The 18809-nt window shown below is 63.0% G+C and carries 13 protein-coding genes and 1 tRNA gene; 7 read left to right on the forward strand and 7 right to left on the reverse strand.

Annotated features, from left to right (window positions below; all coding sequences use genetic code 11):
• The first annotated feature begins 151 nt into the window (after positions 1 to 151).
• The 4 genes from NKI47_RS16215 (at position 152) to NKI47_RS16230 (ending at position 5566) form a co-directional block, all read left to right on the forward strand.
• Positions 152 to 1744, forward strand: a complete 1593-nt coding sequence (locus NKI47_RS16215) for a peptide ABC transporter substrate-binding protein (RefSeq protein ID WP_352591553.1) — start codon at positions 152 to 154, stop codon at positions 1742 to 1744.
• A gap of 166 nt (positions 1745 to 1910) precedes the next feature.
• Positions 1911 to 2834 (forward strand): ABC transporter permease subunit, encoded by a 924-nt coding sequence (locus NKI47_RS16220; protein ID WP_352591556.1) that lies wholly within the window; start codon positions 1911 to 1913, stop codon positions 2832 to 2834.
• Positions 2827 to 3945, forward strand: coding sequence for an ABC transporter permease (locus tag NKI47_RS16225; RefSeq protein WP_352591559.1), 1119 nt, complete (start codon positions 2827 to 2829; stop codon positions 3943 to 3945). The genes NKI47_RS16220 and NKI47_RS16225 overlap by 8 nt, the downstream gene beginning before the upstream one ends.
• A gap of 1 nt (position 3946) precedes the next feature.
• Positions 3947 to 5566: an ABC transporter ATP-binding protein gene (locus NKI47_RS16230; protein WP_352591562.1), complete on the forward strand. Its 1620-nt coding sequence runs from the start codon at positions 3947 to 3949 to the stop codon at positions 5564 to 5566.
• On the opposite strand, the gene NKI47_RS16235 is transcribed toward NKI47_RS16230, so the two are convergent.
• Positions 5541 to 6566, reverse strand: coding sequence for a site-specific integrase (locus NKI47_RS16235; protein ID WP_352591565.1), 1026 nt, complete (start codon positions 6564 to 6566; stop codon positions 5541 to 5543). The two genes, NKI47_RS16230 and NKI47_RS16235, sit on opposite strands and share 26 nt — an antisense overlap.
• Positions 6567 to 7068: 502 nt before the next feature.
• A tRNA-Pro gene (locus NKI47_RS16240) sits at positions 7069 to 7145 on the reverse strand.
• A gap of 205 nt (positions 7146 to 7350) precedes the next feature.
• On the opposite strand from NKI47_RS16240, the gene NKI47_RS16245 reads away from it, so the two are divergent.
• The gene (locus tag NKI47_RS16245) at positions 7351 to 8865 is read left to right on the forward strand and encodes a phosphomannomutase/phosphoglucomutase (RefSeq protein ID WP_502897383.1); all 1515 of its coding nucleotides are present in this window, start codon (positions 7351 to 7353) and stop codon (positions 8863 to 8865) included.
• 17 nt (positions 8866 to 8882) lie between these two features.
• Positions 8883 to 11153 carry an AGE family epimerase/isomerase gene (locus NKI47_RS16250; protein WP_352591571.1) on the forward strand — a complete coding sequence of 757 codons (2271 nt, stop codon included), beginning with the start codon at positions 8883 to 8885 and terminating at the stop codon, positions 11151 to 11153.
• Here the strand turns inward: NKI47_RS16250 and betB are convergent.
• The 5 genes from betB to betI are packed head-to-tail and all read right to left on the reverse strand — an operon-like array spanning position 11117 to position 17419.
• The gene (betB, locus tag NKI47_RS16255) at positions 11117 to 12580 is read right to left on the reverse strand and encodes a betaine-aldehyde dehydrogenase (RefSeq protein ID WP_352591574.1); all 1464 of its coding nucleotides are present in this window, start codon (positions 12578 to 12580) and stop codon (positions 11117 to 11119) included. The two genes, NKI47_RS16250 and betB, sit on opposite strands and share 37 nt — an antisense overlap.
• Before the next feature lie 59 nt (positions 12581 to 12639).
• Complete coding sequence (gene betA / locus NKI47_RS16260; protein ID WP_352591577.1) at positions 12640 to 14292, reverse strand: choline dehydrogenase; 1653 nt, start codon at positions 14290 to 14292, stop codon at positions 12640 to 12642.
• Between the two features lie 3 nt (positions 14293 to 14295).
• Positions 14296 to 15303: a threonine/serine dehydratase family protein gene (locus tag NKI47_RS16265; protein ID WP_502897384.1), complete on the reverse strand. Its 1008-nt coding sequence runs from the start codon at positions 15301 to 15303 to the stop codon at positions 14296 to 14298.
• Complete coding sequence (gene betC / locus NKI47_RS16270; protein WP_352591580.1) at positions 15303 to 16832, reverse strand: choline-sulfatase; 1530 nt, start codon at positions 16830 to 16832, stop codon at positions 15303 to 15305. The genes NKI47_RS16265 and betC overlap by 1 nt, the downstream gene beginning before the upstream one ends.
• Positions 16829 to 17419, reverse strand: coding sequence for a transcriptional regulator BetI (betI, locus tag NKI47_RS16275; RefSeq protein ID WP_352454288.1), 591 nt, complete (start codon positions 17417 to 17419; stop codon positions 16829 to 16831). The genes betC and betI overlap by 4 nt, the downstream gene beginning before the upstream one ends.
• Before the next feature lie 223 nt (positions 17420 to 17642).
• Between betI and NKI47_RS16280 the strand changes: the two genes are divergently transcribed.
• Positions 17643 to 18809: an acetyl-CoA acetyltransferase gene (locus NKI47_RS16280; RefSeq protein WP_352591583.1), complete on the forward strand. Its 1167-nt coding sequence runs from the start codon at positions 17643 to 17645 to the stop codon at positions 18807 to 18809.

The raw sequence follows: 18809 nt of genomic DNA on the forward strand, positions 1-18809 counted from the left end.
CTGTTGAAATAAAAAATCTCCACGTTACTGTTTGGCCACCAGCTGCCGGAAAGGGAACCGGCTGCGCGCTCGAAAGGAACCAACCAATCGGTTTCGGGGGCGTCAACACTTAGAGACGTGGCCGAAGGGCGACGTCATTAGGGAGAACTCCATGCTGAAACATGTGCTGAAGGCGACGGTACTCGCCACGACCATGGTCTTGGCCGCCGGTACGTTCTACACGCCGGCTTTCGCCGAGACCGTCTACAACCGCGGAGCCGCCGCCGAAGCGGAGACGCTCGACCCGCACAAGACCTCGACGGTCTACGAAGCCGATATCATACGCGACCTGTTCCAGGGCCTCGTCATGCATGACCAGAAGACGAATCTCATTCCGGGCGCCGCCGAAAGCTGGACGGTGTCCGACGACGGCACTGTCTACACCTTCAAGCTGCGCAAGGACGGCCTCTGGTCGGATGGCAGCCCGGTGACGGCGGACGACTTCGTTTATTCGTTCCGTCGGCTGGAAGATCCGGCCACCGCTGCCGAATACGCTTCCATGCTCTATCCAGTGAAGGGTGCCGAGGAAGTCAACACCAAGAAGGGCAAGCCGGAGGATATGGGGGTCAAGGCGATTGACGCAAATACCCTGGAAGTCACGCTCAAGGCGCCAACGCCTTACTTCCTGGAGATGCTGACCCATCAGGCGACCTATCCGGTCAACAAGGCGTCGATCGAAAAGCTTGGCGCCGACTGGATCAAGGCAGGCAAGCTGGTCTCCAACGGGGCCTTTACAGCGGCAGAGTGGGTTCCCAACGACCATCTGAAGCTGGTCAAGAATCCGAAATTCTGGGATGCCGCGAGCGTCAAGTTCGACGTGGTCAACTACATCCCGACCGAGGATCGTTCGTCGGCGATGAAGCGCTTCGAGGCTGGCGAACTCGACAGCTACGGTGACCTGCCGACGGAACAGCTCGGCGACCTCAAGGCCAAATTCGGCGACCAGGTCCGTGTCGGGCCATATCTCGGCACCTACTATTATGCGATCAAGACCGATAAGGCGCCGTGGGACAATGTCGAACTGCGCAACGCCATCTCGATGGCGATCGATCGCGACTTCCTCGCCGAAAAAGTCTGGCAGAATTCGATGCTGCCCGGCTATTCGATGGTGCCTCCGGGGATCGAGGGCTACACGCCGGCACTGGCCAAATACGCCGACATGCCGCAGATCGACCGGGAAGATGAAGCCAAGAAAATCCTGGAGAAGCTCGGCTATACGCCCGAGCATCCGTTGAAGATGGAAATCCGCTACAACACCTCGGAAAACCACAAGAACACCGCTGTCGCCATCCAGGAACAGCTGAAGCCGCTTGGCGTCGAGGTCACGTTGCTCAACACCGATACCAAGACTCACTACTCTTTCCTCGAGCAGAAGGGCGACTATGATGTCGCGCGTGCCGCCTGGATTGCGGATTACAAGGATCCGGAAACTTTCCTTGGGATCTCCCGCAAGGCTAGTGGCAATAACTATTCGAACTACAACAGCCCGAAATACGAAGAGGCCATGGACAAGGCCGCCGCCGCCGGCGGCAAGCCCGAAGAGCGCATGAAGGAACTCGCCAAGGCCGAGCGCATCCTCGTCGATGAGGTCGGCAACATTCCGATCCTCTACTATAGCTACCACGACATCGTTTCCTCGAAGCTGCATGGCTTCGACGACAATGTGATGGATATCCATCCGTCCCGCTTCATCAGCAAGGACTGATCCCTTAGCCAGGCCGCGGCGCAACTCAATGCGCGGCGGCTCTGGTTTGCCATCGCATCGGCCCGGGAACCGGATTCGATTTTCGACAATGTCGGTGCGAAGATTTGAAGGCTAGAGCGCAATCGTCCAGCCGGACGCGCGCTGCTCTGGATCAAGCGGGGCATCGATGCTGCGTTACGTATTCCGGCGGCTGTTGACCGCCATCCCGACGCTGTTCGTCATCGTGACCATGGCGTTCTTCCTGATACGCGTCGCACCGGGCGGACCGTTCAACCAGGAGCGGGGCCTGAGCCCCGAGATCAGAGCCAATCTCGAAACCCAGTTCGGCCTCAACGACCCGCTCTGGCTGCAGTACCTCCATTATCTAGGCAATCTTCTGCGCGGCAACTTCGGTCCCAGCTACAACATGCCGGATTTCACCGTCGGCGAGCTGTTCAGGGAAGGCCTGCCGATCTCGATCCAACTCGGCGCTTCGGCGCTCGTTCTGGCGCTGCTCCTGGGCACCGTGCTCGGCACTGTTGGCGCGCTCAACCAGAACAAGCTTGCCGACTATTCGGTGATCGCGCTGGCGACCGCCGGCAGCACCATACCGACCTTTGTCATCGCCCCAGTAATCCAGCTTGTATTCGGATTGACCTGGAAGCTGCTGCCGATCGGTGGCTGGGGCGATGGAGCCCTCATCAATAAGGTCGGCCCGGTGCTGACGCTCGCTCTGCCGCAGATCGCCATCGTTGCCCGCCTGATGCGCGGCTCGATGATCGAATCGCTGCACTCGCATCACATCCGCACCGCGCGCGCTCTCGGCCTGTCCGACTGGTCAGTCGTCGTCAAGCATGCACTGCGCGGCGCCATCCTGCCGATCGTCTCCTTCACCGGTCCGGCAGCTGCAGCCCTTCTCACCGGCTCGATCATCGTCGAGACCATCTTCTCTATCCCGGGCATCGGCCGCCATTTTGTCGTTGCCGCGCTCAACCGCGACTACACACTGGTGATGGGGACGGTGGTGGTCATCGCGCTCTTCACCATCGTTTTCAACCTGATCGTCGACGTCCTCTATGGGGTCGTCGATCCGAGGGTGCGCTATGACTGATATCGCAGTTGCCGCACCGGTCGTCGGCCGGTCCCTGTGGGGTGACGCCTGGGCGCGCCTCAAGGCCAATCGCGCGGCCATGTTCAGCCTCTATTATCTTGCCTTCATCGCCGTCATCAGCGTGTTTGGGCCCTATTTCGTGCCGCACCAATACACCACCATCTATGCCGACTATGTCCGTACGCCGCCGAGCTTCTCGGCCTATCCGAAGGCCGACATGATCGAAGGCGCCCTCGATGAGGCGATCAGGCGTATGCGCGTCGACATCAAGGAGTGGCGGCAGGAGGACAGCCGTGTGTTCGTTACCGTCAAATCGTCCAAGCCGATCGATGACCGCAACATTCGCTACCTTGATCGTTCCGATACTTTTGATGACACAAAGATCGAGAGCAAATCGCCGGACGGTCTCGAAATGGTGATGAGTGCCTCGATCAAGCAGCAATATTTCCTGTTCGGCACCGACAATACCGGCCGCGATCTCCTGTCCAGAACGCTGATGGCCGGGCGCATATCGCTAGCCATCGGCCTGCTTGCCGGCATTGTGGCCGTGCTCATCGGCGTGCTCTACGGCGCCACCGCCGGCCTTGCCGGCGGCAGGGTCGACGAGGTGATGATGCGTGTCGTCGACGTGCTTTATTCTTTGCCGTTCATCTTCTTCGTTATCATGCTGGTGGTGTTCTTCGGCAGGAACTTCGTGCTGATGTTCCTGGCGGTCGGAGCGGTGCTGTGGCTCGACATGGCGCGCATCGTGCGCGGACAAGCGCTGTCGATCCGCCGGCAGGAATATGTCCAGGCGGCGGAGGCGATGGGCGTCGGCCAGCGCGGCATTCTGCTGCGCCATGTGATCCCCAATTTGCTCGGGCCGGTTGTGATCTACATGACGCTGCTGGTGCCGCAGGTCATTATCCTGGAGAGTTTTTTGTCGTTCCTCGGGCTCGGTGTCCAGGAGCCGATGACCAGCTGGGGCGTGCTGATCTCGGTCGGCGCCCAGAACATCGGCTCGGCCAACTGGCTGCTTCTGTTCCCGGCCTTCTTTCTCGTCTCCACGCTGTTCGCGCTGAATTTCGTCGGCGATGGGCTGCGCGATGCGCTCGACCCGAAGGATCGTTGAGATGGCCGCTTCCGAAACCATCCTCAGCGTCAAGGACCTTCGGGTCCGCTTCCGCACCCTCGACGGTGTGGTGGAGGCGGTGAAGGGCATCAATATCCACGTCAAATCAGGCGAGACCGTCGCCGTCGTCGGCGAATCCGGTTCCGGCAAGAGCCAGACGATGATGGCGGCGATGAGCCTGCTCGCCTCGAACGGCGAAGCCACCGGCACAGTCGATTATCGCGGCCGCAATCTTTTGACCTTGAGCAAACCCGAGCTCAACAAGATCCGCGGCCGCAAGATCAGCATGATCTTCCAGGAGCCGATGACGTCGCTAGACCCGCTCTATTCGATCGGCAACCAGCTGATCGAGCCGATCCGCAAGCATCGCGGACTTGGCGCCGCCGCGGCGCGCGAGGAGGCGCTCAAGCTGCTGCGGCTGGTCCATATTCCCGATCCGGAGCGGCGGATGAAATCCTATCCGCACGAGTTGTCGGGCGGTCAGCGCCAGCGCGTCATGATCGCCATGGCGCTGGCCAACGACCCCGACATACTGATCGCCGACGAGCCGACGACCGCGCTCGACGTCACCATCCAGGCGCAGATTCTCATGCTGCTCGCCGAATTGCAGCGCAAGCTCGGCATGGCGATCGTCTTCATCACCCACGATCTCGGCATCGTCCGGCGCTTTGCCGACCGGGTCTATGTGATGCGCTACGGCGAGGTGGTGGAGGAGGGCGAGGCGGAAGCGATCTTCGCCAACCCGCAGCACGGCTACACCAAGATGCTACTTGCCGCCGAACCGACCGGCACCAAGGCGCCGCCGCCTCCGAATGCCCCTGTCCTGCTTGAAGGCAGGAACGTCGAGGTGACCTTCAAGATCGGCGGCGGATTTCTTGGCGGCGAGCCGCTGCTGCTGCGCGCCGTCGATCGCATTTCGATACGGCTGAAGCGCAACCAGACGATCGGCATCGTCGGCGAATCCGGCTCGGGAAAATCGACGCTCGGCCGCGCCTTGCTGCGGCTCCTGCCCAGCGACGGTATCATCCGGCTTGGTGACCGCGACATTTCCCACGCTGACCGCCAGGCGATGCGGCCGCTGCGGCGCGAATTACAGCTGGTCTTCCAGGATCCATTCGGCTCGCTGTCGCCACGCATGACCGTCGGCCAGATAATCACCGAGGGGCTTCTGGTCCACGAGCCCAATCTGTCGGGCAGGCAGCGCGATCTCCGCGCGGTCGATGCCTTGCTCGAAGTCGGGCTCGATCCGAACACGCGCAACCGCTATCCGCACGAATTCTCCGGCGGCCAGCGGCAGCGCATCGCCATTGCGCGCGCCATGATCCTCAAGCCGAAAGTGGTGGTGCTGGACGAGCCGACCTCGGCGCTGGACCGCTCGGTGCAGAAGCAGATCGTCGAATTGCTGCGCAAGCTGCAGGCCGACCACGAACTGTCCTATCTGTTCATCAGCCACGATCTCACCGTTGTGCGCGCCATGGCCGACTACATCATCGTCATGAAACAGGGCAAGATCGTCGAGGAGGGGCCGGCCGAGGCGATCTTCAGCAACCCGCAGGCAACCTACACACAGACACTGATGGCCGCGGCCATCGATGTCACGCGATTTCGCCTGAGCGCATAGCCTTGCTGGCGATCCGCCACATGTCGACGTCGCACAGCACAGGCCACATGGCGCGGGTGTAGCGAAGCACATTCGGGGTGACATCGTCGCCGAGCCCGGCTTCCACGCGGCAGGTGCGGAACGCCTTCTCGATGCGCTTTGTCGGTTCGCCCAGGCTGTCATGGACGACCGGCCCGCAGTCGCAATCGATACGCTTCCAGCGGCGCATATGGGCGATCAGCCGTGACGGCAGTCGCGCCGGCGGACGCCATTTCTTGCTTTTTTTCGCGTGCTGATCTTTGCAATAGAGCACGCCGCGGCCTAGGTCCGGCCAAGCTTGTGCGGCCTCGCCATCCCAATTGAGTTGCAGGATTGAACGATGTCGGCAGCCAGTGTAGAGCCCCACAATGATAAAGCGGCAGAGATGAGCGTACTGACCGTGCTTCCGGCGCAGCCGCAATGCCGCGCGCAGCAGTCCCGCTGCTTCCTCGCGCGTCAGCCAGCGCTCGCGCGCTGCTGGTTTGTCTGGCAAGGTGACGGACGGCTTCGGATCGAGACCGTATTCCTTGGCCCAAAAGTTGATCGCCGAGCGGAGGTCCTCAAGATCGCGACGCGGGCCTGATGTAAAGTCCTTGTCTCGCCACGCCGGGAGTAACGCACGGCGGGTCTCCATCGCCGCGGCGTTGAGCTTGGCGATTCGCTCACGCTCTACCCGATTGCGCTCGCGCGAACGGTGCTCGACATAGGCGCGGCAGCGATCTCCATTGATGCTGGCGACCGGCTCGGTGCCGAAGAATTCGTTCAGAAAACGCATCCTGGCGAGAAATTCCTTGCGACCGGCAATCTTGGCCTGGCGTCCTTCGGTATAGGCGGCGAGGATGTCACCGACAGTCAGGCGGCGGGCATCTGCCCTGGAGATCGGGGGCTGATATTTGCCGGCGGCGGCAGGCCCGAGTTGAGGGCGCAGCATACCTGAAGCGCTAGACACCGCTGCCGTGCGGGCATGATGATGGGTCGTCACAATGGTCCCCTTTTTTTTGCTCCGAAGTTGTTCGTCCTGCGGACGGGGATCACTAGAAGAGGCAACAAGACCGGCTCTGCAACAAGCAAAATGGGCGATAGTGCCGTGAGATGCAAAGACTTGCGAAAGGCGGCGCAGAATCGCGCCGGCTTGGCTTTCCCGCCGGACGACGAGTCTTGGTGCATTCCCGGAGGGTAGCTGACAGCCGCATCAAAATGGTGGCTCGGGCTATCCCATGTTGCGGTTACAACTGAGGTGTAAATCTCACGCCGGCCTTCACGGGACGATTTGGCATTCCGAAGCGGGGGAGGTTTCGGGTGCCTTGGAAAGTCGCTTTTTGTCGGTGACGAACATCCGCTCGCGTCGGCATTAGCCGCGATCCGATGCCCCTGCGGGCACCGCTTAGCCTCTCCTCGGCCAGACCTGCCTTCTTGTCCGAATGTATCAGGGCAATTTGGAAAGAGCGCCTACGGGCTCTGAACCGGGATGGACGTATTTTTTCTGGTCGGAGTGGCAGGATTTGAACCTGCGACCCCATCGTCCCGAACGATGTGCGCTACCAGGCTGCGCTACACTCCGTGACCAGACCGCGGGCTTATAGCCGCCGCATTTGGTTACTGCAAGCGCCAATGGCAGCGCTTCTGTCGCATTTCTTTCGCTTTCGCCGCCACGTCATACAGGTTTCAGTTTCCTGTCGCACAAACACGGCTTAAAGGGCTTCTGGATAACCGTCCACTTGCCTCGAAGCACCTGATTCAGCCACCTGGAGTTTGCAGCTTTGTCGATGAAGATCGTTAGCGATGTCAGACCAAACACATTCGAGTTTGAAACCTCTGCGTTGATCAAGCCGTCCGGGTTTCGCGAATATGATGCGCGCTGGTGGTTCGGCCATCCCGGCTCGAACGAAACGCCGGAACTCAATCTGATCGGCGTCCAGGCGCTCGGCATGGGGCTCGGCACGCTTATCCGCCGTCTGGGTGCCGGACCCGACATCGTCACCGGTCACGATTTCCGCTCCTATTCGCTTGCCATAAAGCTGGCGCTGGTTTCCGGGCTGATGGCGGCCGGCGCACGGGTCAAGGATGTCGGGCTGGCCCTGTCGCCGATGGCTTATTTCGCCCAGTTCGCGCTCAACACGCCGTCCGTTGCCATGGTCACTGCCTCGCACAACGAGAATGGCTGGACCGGCGTCAAGATGGGCGCGGCGCGCCCGCTGACTTTTGGTCCGGAGGAGATGAGTGCGTTGAAGGCGATCGTGCTGTCCGGCGATTTCGATCTTGTCGGTGGCGGCTCCTATGACTTCGTTGCGGACTTCCGCAAAACCTACCTTGACGATCTGACAGCGGGAAAGCGTATCTCGAGGAAGCTCAAGGTGGTGGCCGCCTGCGGCAACGGCACCGCCGGGGCTTTCGCTCCCGAAGCACTGGAAAGGATCGGCTGCGAGGTGATCCCGCTCGACGTCGAGCTCGATCATACGTTTCCCAATTACAATCCCAACCCCGAAGACATGCAGATGCTGCACGCCATTCGCGACAAGGTGCTGGAAACGGGCGCCGATGTCGGGCTTGGCTTCGACGGCGACGGCGATCGCTGCGGCGTGGTCGACAATGAAGGCAGCGAGATTTTCGCCGACAAGGTCGGCGTCATGCTGGCGCGCGACATTTCGCACCTTTATCCCGGCTCGACTTTCGTTGTCGACGTCAAGTCGACCGGATTGTTCATGACTGACAAGGTGTTGCGGGAAAATGGCGCGGTCACCGACTATTGGAAAACCGGACACTCCCATATCAAGCGGCGGGTGGCCGAACTCGGCGCCGTTGCCGGTTTTGAGAAATCGGGCCATTTCTTCTTCAATCCTCCGATCGGCCGCGGCTATGACGATGGCCTGGTCACGGCAATCGCCATCTGCCAGATGCTGGATCGCAGCCCGCAAAGCAGCATGGCCGACCTCTATCGCGATCTGCCGCTGACCTTCGGCACGCCGACCATGTCGCCACACTGCGCCGACGAGCTCAAATACGGCGTCGTCGAGCGCGTCGTAGGCGACTTTCGCAAGATGAAGGACGAGGGCACGGTCTTCGCCGGCCAGAGGATTGCCGAACTGATCACCGTCAACGGCGTCAGGGTCGTGGCGGAGGATGGTACCTGGGGGTTGGTGCGCGCATCATCGAACAAGCCGGAGCTTGTGGTGGTGGTGGAGAGCCCGGTATCGTCCGAGCGGCGCCGGCAGATGTTCGAAGCCGTCGATGCGGTGCTGCGCCGCAGCCCCGAAGTCGGCGCCTACAATCAGACCTTTTGAGCACGAGGCTTGTTTTCATGACCGAACGGATCGTCAGTTTTGTGATGAGCGGCGGCGTCGGCTCGCGGCTGTGGCCGTTGTCGCGCGAGGACAATCCCAAGCAGTTCCATGATTTCTCCGGCGACGGCTCAATGCTGGCCAAGACGCTGCGCCGGCTCACTGCGCGGCCGGAAGGCGAAACGCCGGTTTTCCTGATTGCCTCGGAAAGGCATGCCGACCGCGTCCATGCCGACATTGCCGGTCACGAGCTTTCCGGCGGCGGCCCGCTGTTCGAGCCGACCGGACGCAACACCGCCGCGGCCGTCGCCTTGGCAAGCCTGCGCACGCTGTCGGAATTCGGCGACAGCCTGGTGCTGGTGGTGCCGTCCGATCATGAGATCGCGACCCCACAGCAATTCTGGCGGAGCATCGAGGCCGGCACGGCGGCCGCGCGCCAAGGCAGGCTGGTGGTGTTCGGCATCAAGCCCGCCCAACCCGAGACCGGTTACGGCTACATCGAGGTGGCCGGCGAGCGCGATGGCATCTGCGATGTCTCGCGTTTCGTCGAAAAACCCGATCTCGCCACGGCGCAGAGCTATCTCGAGGCCGGCAATTTCTACTGGAACACCGGCATCTTCCTGTTTCGCGCCAGTGCCATGCGCGACGCGTTCATGGCCTTCCAGCCCGACATCTGGAGCGCCACAGAGGCTGCCTACCAGGCTGCGACATCGGATCTTTCCGGCCTCTACATGCCTCTGGAGCTCTATGCCGCCATCCCATCGACATCGATCGACTATGCGATCATGGAGCGCGCCAGCGGCATCGCCATGGTGCCGGCCAGCTTTCGCTGGAACGATCTCGGCTCCTGGCAATCGCTGCTCGACGTCGGCCCCTCCGACACGCAGGGCAATGTCATCGTCGGCGATGTCGTCGCCATCGATTGCGAGAACTCCTATATCCGCAGCGACGGCCGCCTGCTGTCGGCTATAGGCCTGAAGGACGTCGCCATCGTGTCGACCGCCGACGCCACTTTCGTCGCCCCGGTCAGCCACAGCCAGAACGTCAAGAAGATCGTCGAGCAGCTCGAAAAAAGCGGCCGCCTTGAGACCAGGTTCACGCCTGCCGACGACCGCGTCATCGAAAGCGGCGCCTGGCAGCGCCGCGTGCACCATTGGCTGTTCGAGGAGACGGTGCCGTTGTGGTCGACGGTCGGCGTCGATGAGCGCCACGGCGGGTTCCACGAGGCGCTCGGCTTCGATGCCGCCCCGCTGATGAAACCCAAGCGCATGCGCACGCAGGCCAGGCAGATCTACGCCTTCGCCGTCGCCAAGGCGCGCGGCTGGAACGGCCCGGCCGATCGGCTGATCAGCCACGGCCTCGAATTCATGGCCAGGCACGGACGTACCGACAATGGCGGCTGGGTACGCACGCTCAACGTCGACGGCACCGTCGCCGACGCTGCCGAGGATGCCTATGACCATTCCTGCGTGCTCCTGGCGCTGGCGCATGCCCATATGTGCGGCAATCCCGATGCGTTGCGGCTTGGCCAGGAGACCTTTGCGTTCATCGACGCGCATCTCGAGGACGAACGCCTGACCGGCTTCCGCGAGACCTCGAGCGGCGAGGGCGAGCGCCGCTCCAACCCGCACATGCATCTGCTCGAGGCATTCCTGGCCTGGCATCAGGCGACCGGCGAGCGCGCCTATCTTCGCCGCGCCGCGCGCATCGTCGATCTGTTTCGCAGCCATTTCTTCGACCCGGAAAGCTGGACGCTGGGTGAGTATTTCGACCATGAATGGCGGCCGGCCCCTGGCGAGAAGGGCACGTGGACCGAACCCGGCCATCATTTCGAATGGGCCTCGCTGCTGGTCGACTTCGCCGGCCGCAGCGGCCAGAGCGGCTTGACCGGCCTTGCCCGGAAGCTTTACGCGTCGGCGATTGCCAATGGCCTGAACCGCGCCACGGGCCTCGCCTACGGCGCCGTCTCGCGGCAAGGACTGCCGCTCGACCGCGTCTCGCGCAGCTGGCCGCAGGCCGAAGCGATCAAGGCGGCGATCGCGCTGGACGGTTCGGGCGGTCCCGACCTGAAGCCGGAGATCGAAGCACGGGTCGGCCGGCTGTTCCGCTGGCACATCAATCCGGCACCGCTCGGCCTGTGGATCGACCGCATCGACGAGCGTGGCCGCTCCTTGGCGAGCGAGGTGCCGGCCAGCATCTTCTATCATCTCGTCTGCGCGCTGACGCAGTATCTGGACGGCACGGCGCCCAAGGATCAGTACGGGCTGGCGACATCCCCGGTCTCGACATAGACCGACTTCAGCTGCGAATAGAGCGCCAGTGCCGCGAGCGAATTCTCGCGTCCGATGCCGGACTGCTTGAAGCCGCCGAAGGGGATTTCGACCGGCGTCAGATTGTAGGCGTTGATCCAGCAGGTGCCGGCCTGCAGTTCGGCGATGACACGATGGGCGCGCGCCAGGTCGCGGGTGAACACGCCGGCGGCGAGGCCGAATTCGGTGTCGTTGGCGCGCTCGATCACCTCGTCCTCGCTGTCGAATTTCAGCACGCTCATGACCGGCCCGAAAATCTCCTCGCGGGCGATGCGCATCGTGTCGACGACACCGGTGAACACCGTCGGCTCGACGAAGAAGCCGCCCTGAAAACCCTGCAGCGAAGGCACGTTGCCGCCGCAGGCGAGCACCGCGCCATCCTGCTTGCCGGCCTCGATGTAAGAGACCACCTTGTCGTGCTGCGCCTTTGAGACCAGCGGCCCCATCTGCGTGTCCGGATCGAGTGGATCGCCGATGCGGATTTTCTTCGTCCGTTCGGTCAGCCTCTCGACGAAATGGTCATGGATGCCGCTCTGCACGAAGACCCGCGTGCCGTTGGAGCAGATCTGGCCGGTCGAATAGAAATTGCCGAGCATCGCGCCGCCGATGGCATTTTCGAGGTTGGCGTCTTCGAAGACGATCAGCGGCGACTTGCCGCCGAGCTCCATCGTTGCGTGCTTCATCTTCGAGCCGGCGAGCGACAGCACTTTGCGGCCTGTCGGCACCGAGCCGGTCACCGAGACCTTTGCGACAACATCATGGCCGACAAGGCCGGCGCCGACATCGCCAAAACCCTGCACGACGTTGAACAGCCCGTCGGGCAGCCCGGCCTCGGTGTAGATTTCGGCGAGCGCCAGCGCTGAAAGCGGCGTGTTTTCCGATGGTTTGAAAACCATCGCATTGCCCATGGCGAGGGCGGGTGCGGATTTCCAGCCGGCGATCTGGATCGGATAGTTCCAGGCGCCGATGCCGACGCACACGCCGAGCGCCTCGCGCCTGGTATAGGCAAAGGGTCCGCCGAGATCGACGGCCTCGCCATTAAAGGTGGTGACGGCACCGCCGAAATATTCGAGGCAGTCGGCCGCCGACGGGGCGTCCGCAACCAGCGTCTCCTGGATCGGCTTACCGGTATCCAGCGTCTCGATGCGCGCCAGATCGGCATTGCGCGCGCGCAAAATGTCGGCGGCACGGCGCAGGATGCGGCCGCGCTCGACCGGCTTCAGCCGAGCCCAGGCCGGCTGTGCCGCACGCGCGGCCTCGATCGCGAGTTCCAGCACGTTCGGCGTCGCCGAGCGCAGCATGGCGATGGTCTCGCCGGTTGCCGGATAGATAACCGGCAGCGCTGCGCCGCGCTCGTCGTCGATATAGCGGCCGTTGACATAATGCGATGCCGTTGGCTGGGCGCGCATGACTGTTCTCCAAATCGTCTTGTCGCGGCATGCGGAATATGCGTCCGCCGGATCATGGCCTATCTGTCCGACACCTGCCAGCGCGGATTGATCCATGGTTCCTGGTTGGACGGTGGCAGCGGCGTACGCCCGAGAATGTGGTCGGCGGCCTTCTCGCCGGTCATGATCGACGGCGCGTTGAGATTGCCGTTGGTGACGCGTGGAAAGATCGAGGAATCGGCGACCCGAAGCCCTTCGACGCCAATGACGCGGCATTCCGGATCGACGACGCTCATCGCATCATCGGCACGGCCCAACTTGCAGGTGCCGCAAGGGTGGTAGGCGCTTTCGGCGTGGTCGCGAATGAAGGCGTCGAGCTCTTCATCCGATTGTACATGCGAGCCCGGCGACAGTTCCTTGCCTCGGTACGGATCGAAGGCCGCTTGCCCGAAGATCTCGCGGGTCAGCCGGATGCAGTGGCGGAACTCCGTCCAGTCGTCCGGATGCGACATGTAGTTGAAGCGGATCACCGGCTTCGATTTGGGATCGGGCGAGCGCAGCGTGACCGAACCGCGCGACTTCGACCGCATCGGCCCGACATGCGCCTGGAAACCATGCGCCTTGGCCGCCGCCTTGCCGTCATAGCGGACCGCGGCCGGGATGAAGTGATACTGGATATCCGGATAGTCGACGCCGGCGCGCGAGCGTACGAAGGCGGCCGCCTCGAAATGATTGGTGGCGCCGAGGCCGGACTTGAAGAACAGCCATTGTGCCCCGATCAGCGCCTTCGAGAACGGGTTCAGCACCGAGTTCAGCGTGATCTGCTTCGTCGATTCCTGCTGGATGTAGAGTTCCATATGGTCCTGCAGATTGCGACCGACGCCGGGCCGGTCGACAATCACCGGAATGCCGTTCTCCCTAAGGTGCTGGCCGGGGCCGATGCCGGACAGCATCAGGATCTTGGGTGAGTTGATCGAGGACGCGGCAACGATCACCTCGCGCCGCGCTCTGATCACCTGAATTCGTTTGCGCACTTCGATCTCGACGCCGGTGGCGCGTTGATTCTCGATGATTACCCGCCGGGCGAAACCCTTGACCAGGCTGACATTTTTCCGCCTCAGCGCCGGCCTCAGATAGGCGCTCGCTGCGGACCAGCGACGGCCGCCGCGGATGGTCTGCTCCATCGGCCCAAAGCCTTCCTGCTTCGCGCCGTTATAGTCGTCGGTCAGCTCGAAACCGGCCTGACGGCCTGCCTTGACGAAGGCGCCGTAGAGTGGGTTCGTCCTCGAGCCGCGCTGCACAGTCAGCGGGCCGCCGTGGCCGCGCCAGCCATTCTCGCCGCCATTGCTGTCCTCCATGCGCTTGAAGTACGGGAGCACATCGGCAAAGCCCCAGCCGGTCGCGCCCTGTTCGGCCCAATGGTCGAAGTCGCGGGCATGGCCGCGCACATAGACCATGCCGTTGATCGACGACGAGCCGCCGATGACCTTGCCGCGCGGCGTCGCCAGCACGCGGCCGCCGAGGTGCGGCTCCGGCTCGCTGGCAAAGCCCCAGTCATAGAGGCTCATATTGAGCGGGATCGACAGTGCCGACGGCATCTGGATCAGCGGGCCGATATCGCTGCCGCCATATTCGATGACGATCACCGAATGCTTGCCGTCCTCCGACAGCCGGTAGGCCATGGCCGAACCGGCCGAGCCGGAGCCGATGATGACGAAATCCGCTTCAAGCATGGTTCATGCGCGCCCGTGGTTCATATGCGCAATGAAATCGGCCAGCGAGACGTTGCCGCCGGTTGCCATTACGAGAACGGTCTTGCCGGTGACGTCGACCTTGCCGCCGAGCAACGCCGCCAGCGAAGCAGCGCCGGATGGCTCGAGCACCAGCTTCAGCCGCTCGAAGGCGAGGCGCATGGCGCGCCGCACCGAAGCATCGTCGACGGTGACGCCGCGAACGCCGGCGGCCTTCACCGCTGCGAACGGCGCGTCGCCGGGCCGCCGCGACATCAGCCCGTCGCAAATCGATTTCGGCCCGATCGGCATGGTTTCGATGGCGCCATGCGCCAGCGACGAGCCCATGCCGTCAAAACCTTCCGGCTCGACACCGATGATCTTCGTGGCTGGCGACAGGTAGTGAAAGGCCAGTGAAACACCGCCGATCAGGCCGCCGCCGCCGACCGAGCAGAACAAGAGATCGGCCTCCGCTTGCCTGGCGGCGATCTGGTCGAGTGCCTCCAGCCCGGCACCGGCTTGGCCGGCGACGATCTCCGGATCGTCGAACGGGTGTAGCAGCGCCAGGCCTTCGCTCGCAGCGATCTCGCGCGCCTTGGCGGCGGCGACTTCCTCACGCGCGCGCTCGCCATGGTCAGTCAGCACCACGCGCGCGCCGTAACCCAATGTGGCGTCGCGCTTGGCGGCCGGCGCGTCGATCGGCATGACGATGGTGACGGGAATGCCAAGCGCTTGGCCAGCCGCCGCTAGCCCCTGCGCAAAATTGCCGGAGGAGTAGGCGACGACGCCCTTTTTGGCTTCGTCAGGCGAGAGCTTCTTCAGCCGCCAGTAGGCGCCGCGCACCTTGAACGATCCTGCCCATTGCAGCGATTCGGCCTTGACGAAGACGCGGGCGGCGCCGGTCTCGCGCGCGAGTGCCGCCGATTCCAGCAGCGGCGTGACCTGCGTCGCCTTGGAGGTGACGGCATAGGCCTGCCTGAGATGGTCGAGCGAGGGGACGAGACTATCTGCCATCATTCGCCTCGCGGAAAGCGCTTCTGCTCTTCGAGCAGGTCGAGGTTCATGTGGTTGCGCATGTAGCGCTCCGATGCCTTCTGCAGCGGCTGGAATTCCCAGGGATAATGGGTGCCGTTGCGCAGCGCCGGGTAGACCACCCAGCGGCGTGCCTGGCTGGCACGCACCGCCGCGTCGAAGGCCGCCATGTCCCAGCGCGCCCGCACCTTGTCGGTGAAAGCGGCCACCAATGCCGCATTGGCCGGATCGGCGGCGAGATTGGTCAATTCCTGCGAATCCGATTCAAGATCAAACAGTTGCGGCGGATCGATCTCGCAATGGATGAATTTGTAGCGGCCCTCGCGCATCGCCACCATCGGCGCGTTGGAGCCTTCGGCGGCATATTCCATCAGCACCGGCGCGGAGCGTTTCTTTCCGTTCAGCAACGGCAGCAGCGACTGGCCGTCAGTCCACGGCGCAATCGCGCTGATGTTGATGCCGGCGAGGTCGCAAAGCGTCGGCGTCACGTCGAGATTGGAGACCGGCGTCTCGATCAGGCTGGCGGCGATGCTCTTGCCGGCGATCATCAGCGGCACCCGCGCCGAACCTTCGAAAAAGCACATCTTGAACCACAGGCCGCGCTCGCCCAGCATGTCGCCATGGTCCGAGCAGAACAGGATGATCGTGTCGTCGAGCATGTGTGTGTGCTCGAGCACCGACATCAATTCGCCGAGCTTGTCGTCGAGATAGGAGATGTTGGCGAAATAGCCGCGCCGTGCGCGGCGTATCTGCTCAGCGGTGATGTCGAACCTGTCATAGTCGCTGGCGCGGTAGAGCCGCTGCGAATGCGGGTCCTGCCTGTCGTAAGGAATGAAGCCGACCTCAGGCTCGAGCGCCGGGCAATCCTCGTAGAAGTCCCAATATTGCCGCCGTGCGACGTAAGGATCGTGCGGATGGGTGAAGGAAACCGTCAAGCACCAGGGCCGACGTGCGGCATCGTCGGAGACGCGGGCAAAATCATAAAGCTTCTGCACCGCATGGAAGGCGACCTCGTCGTCATATTCCAGCTGGTTGGTGATCTCGGCAGTACCGGCGCCGCTGACGGAGCCGAGATTGTGATACCACCAGTCGATGCGCTCGCCGGGTTTGCGATAGTCGGGCGTCCAGCCGAAATCGGCCGGATAGATGTCGGTGGTCAGCCGCTCCTCGAAACCGTGCAATTGGTCCGGCCCGACGAAATGCATCTTGCCGGAGAGGCAGGTGTGATAACCGGCGGCGCGCAGATGATGGGCAAAGGTCGGGATCGAAGACGCGAATTCGGCGGCGTTGTCATAGACCCCGGTGCGTGACGGCAACTGGCCGCTCATGAATGCGGCGCGGCCCGGCGCGCAGAGCGGCGAGGCCGTGTAATTGTTGCAAAAACGCGCCGAACGCGCGGCCAGCGCCTTCAGATGCGGCGCGTGCAGGAAGTCCGCCGGCCCATCCGGAAACAGCGTTCCGTTGAGCTGATCGACCATGACGATCAGGATGTTGGGTCGCTTGGATGTCACTGCTTCTGCCGTCCGCTGAGCTTCGTTTCGAGATAGTCCTCGACCAGTGCAATCGCGGTCGCGGCATCAGGAACACCGTCCTTCAGCGCGCGCCTGATATAGAGCCCGTCGATCAGCGCCGCGGTCGCTTCGGCGACCCGGTCGGCCTCGCTTCTCGGCAGGATGCCGGCCAGCCCGCTGAGCAGATTGGAATGCAGCCGGCGCGCATAGACCTTGAGCAGCCGGCGGAGTGCTGCCGATTTCTGCGCCTCGACATAGAAGGCGAGCCAGGCGGCGATCGTTTCGGGCTGGAACTGGATGTCGGAGAAATTGACCGCGACCACCGCCGAGACGCGCTGGCGCGCCGTGCCGGCCGCGCGAAGTGCACGGCGCGTATCGGCGGTGAGCTCGCTCAGGATGTGCCGCATCGTCGCCAACAGCAATTCGTCCTTGACGCCGAAATAATGGTGGGCAAGCGCCGAGGACACGCCGGCGCGCCCGGCGATTTCCGACATCGTCACATCAAGCGAACCGCGCTCGCCGATCGCCGAGATCGTTGCGTCGATGAGCGCCCTGCGGCGCAACGGCTCCATTCCGAGTTTCGGCATTCCTGCTCCGGCCTGTTGGGACAAGATTATTTTTTATTGACGCATCAATCAACAAAAATCCAGCCTGATTTGCTGGCAAAAGCCAGGCACTATGACCAGATGATCAAGATCAAGCGATTGTGCGGTTCTGGCCCCTTCACGAAGCCGGCTGAACGGTTCATGCTTGAACAATGCTGAGGCGGGCCGCGACATACGTTGCCCGGCCCGCAGGATGGAGGTTGCCATGACAGCATGCATCGTCGGCTGGGCGCATTCGCGCTTCGGCAAGCTCGAAGGCGAGACGCTGGAGGGCCTGATCACCAAGGTGGCAGTCGAGGCGCTCGATCATGCCGGCATCGGTCCAGATGACGTCGACGAGATCGTGCTCGGCCACTTCAACGCCGGGTTTTCCGCCCAGGATTTCACCGCGAGCCTGGTCCTCCAGGCCGATGACCGGCTGCGCTTCAAGCCGGCGACCCGCGTCGAGAACGCCTGCGCCACCGGCTCGGCGGCGGTCAGGCAAGGCATCCGCGCCATCGACGCCAATGCCGCCCGTATCGTGCTGGTGGTCGGCGCCGAGCAGATGACGACGACGCCCGGTCCCGAGATCGGCAAGAACCTGCTCAAGGCCTCGTATCTGCCGGAGGACGGTGACACGCCGGCAGGCTTCGCCGGCGTCTTCGGCAAGATCGCCCAAGCCTATTTCCAGCGCTACGGCGACCAGTCGGATGCGCTGGCGATGATCGCCGCCAAGAACCACAAGAACGGCGTCGACAATCCCTACGCGCAGATGCGCAAGGATTTCGGCTACGAGTTCTGCCGGCAGGAAAGCGAAAAAAACCCCTTCGTCGCCGGTCCGCTGAAGCGCACAGACTGCTCGCTGGTGTCGGACGGTGCCGCCGCGCTTGTCCTTGCCGACACGGCCACGGCGCTGAAGATGCGCCGCGCCGTCGCCTTCCGCGCCAATGAGCATGTTCAGGATTTCCTGCCGATGTCGAAGCGCGACATTCTCGCATTCGAAGGCTGCGAGCAGGCCTGGAACCAGGCGCTGAAGAAGGCGGGCGTGACGCTCGGCGACCTGTCCTTCGTCGAGACGCATGACTGTTTCACCATCGCCGAACTGATCGAGTATGAGGCGATGGGCTTGGCCAAGCCGGGCGAGGGCGCCAAGCTGGCCCTGGATGGCGAGACGGCGAAAGATGGAAGGCTGCCGGTCAATCCGTCTGGCGGGCTGAAGGCCAAGGGCCACCCGATCGGTGCCACCGGTGTATCGATGCATGTGCTGGGCGCGATGCAACTCGTCGGTGAGGCGGGCGGCATCCAGGTGCCGGGAGCAAAGCTCGGCGGCATCTTCAACATGGGTGGTGCCGCGGTCGCCAACTACGTTTCCATTCTCGACCGGATCAGATAA

The sequence above is a fragment of the Mesorhizobium sp. M0633 genome, assembly GCF_040320645.1.
GTDB lineage: Bacteria > Pseudomonadota > Alphaproteobacteria > Rhizobiales > Rhizobiaceae > Mesorhizobium.